Origin of the sequence: uncultured Butyricimonas sp. (assembly GCF_959596855.1) — a bacterium.
GTDB classification, from domain to species: Bacteria; Bacteroidota; Bacteroidia; order Bacteroidales; family Marinifilaceae; genus Butyricimonas; species Butyricimonas muris.
The window spans coordinates 1-3,318 of the sequence record NZ_CAUFYA010000099.1 but is presented as its reverse complement, the minus strand read 5'-3'; the positions used below and the strand labels follow the sequence as shown (position 1 = coordinate 3,318).

Here is a 3,318-nt window from a genome sequence, read left to right as displayed (position 1 = left end):
GCACCAGTTGACCACCACTTTGTTCTGCAGTTTCCGGTAACCATGAAGCGGAATATGATACGTTTGCTGTAAATTGGGCTTTACCTTTACGTCCTTTTTTCGTGGTAATCAAGATAACCCCGTTTCCTGCGCGGGAACCGTAAATGGCAGCAGAAGCAGCATCTTTTAAAACCTCTATCGATTCGATCATGGAGGGATCAAGATCTGAAAGTGTGTTTGTACCAGTGACTGGGGAGGTGAAAGCCTGCATGGGTACACCGTCAACCACGTAAAGCGGAGTCCCGTATTGGCGGTCACCGCCTTCTCCGTCCACGAAGAAGGAGTTATATCCCCGGATAGCTACGATGGAACCGCCGCCACCGGGAGCCCCGGAAATGTTATTGACCTCTACGCCAGCCATGTGACCTTGTAACAGGCTTTCAAGGCTATGTGTCGGGAGTTCTTTCATTTCGTCAGCTTTCAACGTGGAGATGGAACTGACCAGAGTCCGCTTTTTCTGCGAGCCGTATGCCACAACCTGTACTTCTTCCAACCCGGAAATATCTTCTTGCATCTTCACCACGATTTGTTTCCCCTCGGTGTATTGTACCTTTTGGGTTTTAAAACCGATAAACGAAAATACAAGCGTTCCTTTCGGCTGTGGCAAGGGCAATACGAAACGTCCGGCGGTATCCGTGGCTGTTCCCACGGTAGTGCTGTCGAGCATAACGGTTACTCCCGGCATAGGCAGGTTCTTTTCGTCCACTACCTTTCCTTGGATGATGTACGATTTCTTTTTGTCGTCTTTCATTTTTTCCTTGAAAAGGATGATTGTCTTGTCGAGTACCCGGAAGCCGAATCCCGTACCTTGGAGGCAGGAAGTTAATACTTCCTCGATGCTAGCCCCTTTGAGGTCTAACGTGATATTCGAGATTTTTTTCACGGCGACGTCGTCGAAGAAAAAGCTATACTCCGATTGCGTGCGGATGGAGTTCATCACGCTCTCCAGAGAGGCGTTTTTCACCTTCAAGTCCAGTTTTACATCCTGCGAGTAGGTGGCTGCAGAGATATGCATCACGCCGATAAATGTAAAAATAAGGCACAATTTCATAATTCTAAATTCTTTTTGCCATAATCCTCCCGAGGAATGGCCATTACTGTTCATTTTTTTCATACATTTGTAATGTTTTAAATGGAAACTAAAACAATTTTTATAGGGCATCCGGTGTTAGGCACCGGATGTTTTCGTTTTTATTACTTCAGTTGTACTGATACTGTTCTCTTGTTCACGTTGAATGTTACTCTCTCATTGTTTTCTATTATTTTTAATATCGCGTTGAAATCTTCGGTTTTGTTGATGTCCCCCGTGAACCGGATGTCTTTCGCTTCCGGGTTGAGGTAGAACACGTGCAGGTCGTACCACCGGGACAGAATGTTGAACAGTTCTTCCAAGCGGGTATTCCGGAAGGCGAAGCGTCCGTCTTTCCATGCCGTGTAAAGGTACGTGTTGACCTCTTGTTTATAGAGTTTTCCGGTTTCTATTTCGAGGGTTCCCTGTTCCCCGGGAGCTAGCTTTACCTGCTGGTTGTATCTTACCGATTGCATGATAACCGACCCCTCGACCAGCGTGGTCTGCACGTTCTCTTCATCCGGGTAAGCCCGGAAGTTGAATTCGGTTCCCAGCACGGTAACCGAGGCTTTCGACGACACGACAATGAAGGGTTTCTCCTTGTTCGGGGTTACCGTGAGAAAGGCTTCTCCATCGAGGAAGATTTCCCGTTTGCTTCCCGTGAAGCGTACGGGGTAGCGAATTACGGATTCGGCATTCAACCATACCTGCGTGCCGTCGGAAAGCGTTAGGAAATATTCTCCTCCCCGGGGCACTTGCAAGGTGTTGTATATCGGGGTGGTTTCGCTAACTAGGGTATCTGCCGGGGACAGATAGGATACTTTGCTATTTTGTATCTTGACAATCATACCGTTCTGTTCTTGTAGCGGGGTGAACGTACTGTCGGATAGTATGATGCGCTCTCCGCCTCCCATGGTCAGAATCGCCTTGTGGCTTCCGGGAGTGATGACCTCCGATATGGTAGTCACGGGTTCCGGTTGCTTTTCACGCAACAGCAGGACGAGGGCTAATCCCAAGGGCAGGATAAGTATCGCCGCGTAGCGAATGAATGTCTTGATGGAAAAACGGGTACGTTTCCTTCGTGTCGCGATAAATTTCTCGTAATCGCCTAGCCTGTTGATGGCATTATAATCCGATAGTTTTTGTTCCAGATAGCCGCCTTGCTTGAATCCCTCGTATATTTCCCTGTTTCTTTTCGAGGCGGCGAGCCATTGTTCCAGCGTATCCCGTTCTTCCTCACTGGCAACCCCTCGCAGGGAGTTCGTGATGGCACGGGACAGGCGGAATATGTTTTTCTCTTTTTGAGTCATTGGGGTTGTTCTTTCTTGTAAAACCCCCGAGTGAGAAAAAGAGTGAGTGAAAATATGATTTTTTTTGAAATATTTTTTAGGACATGGAATATCAGTTGTTTACAAACCCATTTTTTCCAATATGAAAAGAAGAATGCTTCTTTCCACGATATGTACAAGGCGATCGTGGAGTATCTTTTTGCCGCTTTGTTTATGCGATTTGACCGTTTCAATGCTGATGTGTAAATCCGTGGCGATTTCCGGGTTCGTTTTTCCTTCCAGTATCAACTTGAATACCTTCCGGCATTGGTCGGGCAAAAGTTCGATTTCCTGCACGAGCAGCGAGTAACAAACTTCCTCTTCCAACACCCGGTTGAAGTAGGTTTCTTCTTCCGAGGGTTCATCCCGGTGGGTGTCGGAATATTCCTGTTTCACTTTCTCGTGGCGCAGGTGTTTCAAGCATTTGTTTTTGACGGCAGTATAGAGGTAGGCTTTTAGCTCGTCGGGCGTCCCGAATGTTTTGGCTGATTCGATCAAAGCGAGGAATATTTCTTGAACGATATCCTTGTCTGCTTCCATGTCGGGGACATAATTTCTCGCGAACAAGACTAGCGGGGTGTAGTGCTGCTCGAATAATTCCCGAATTGTGTCACGTTCACTTGGGGAAAATGTGTTTGATATTCCTCCGTTTGATTGTTTGTTATCCATATTTTGCCGTTCCTGTTTGTTGATAGATGTTCCCTATCTAGGGCAAAAATAGTAGAAAAATTGTAAAATTCAAAATTGTAGTTCATAAAGTCCTTTTAAAGGAACACCTATCGGGTTCCCGTGTCCCCATGCCGAGCAGATAAAAGCGGCTATCGTGTGGAAGGTGGGGGAGAACATTCAAGTGCTGGATTACACGCATTGAGAATGAAATCC

Annotated in this window: 3 protein-coding genes; all 3 read right to left on the bottom strand. The window is 46.7% G+C overall.

Annotated elements, in window-relative coordinates; all coding sequences use genetic code 11:
- Window positions 1-1,153, bottom strand: a 1,153-nt coding sequence (locus Q5866_RS20940; protein ID WP_303182329.1) for a SusC/RagA family TonB-linked outer membrane protein, incomplete at its 3' end; no start/stop codon positions are given.
- Between the two features lie 80 nt (window positions 1,154-1,233).
- A complete protein-coding gene (locus tag Q5866_RS20935) occupies window positions 1,234-2,418 on the bottom strand; it encodes a FecR family protein (RefSeq protein ID WP_303182328.1) in 1,185 nt (394 codons plus the stop codon).
- Window positions 2,419-2,517: 99 nt separating this feature from the next.
- A complete protein-coding gene (locus tag Q5866_RS20930) occupies window positions 2,518-3,105 on the bottom strand; it encodes an RNA polymerase sigma-70 factor (RefSeq protein WP_099293965.1) in 588 nt (195 codons plus the stop codon).
- Window positions 3,106-3,318: the final 213 nt, after the last annotated feature.

Bases quoted from the DNA above. Each gene is read 5' to 3' on its own strand.
- Q5866_RS20935 (WP_303182328.1), bottom strand. From the start codon at position 2,418: ATGACTCAAAAAGAGAAAAACATATTCCGCCTGTCCCGTGCCATCACG.
- Q5866_RS20930 (WP_099293965.1), bottom strand. From the start codon at position 3,105: ATGGATAACAAACAATCAAACGGAGGAATATCAAACACATTTTCCCCA.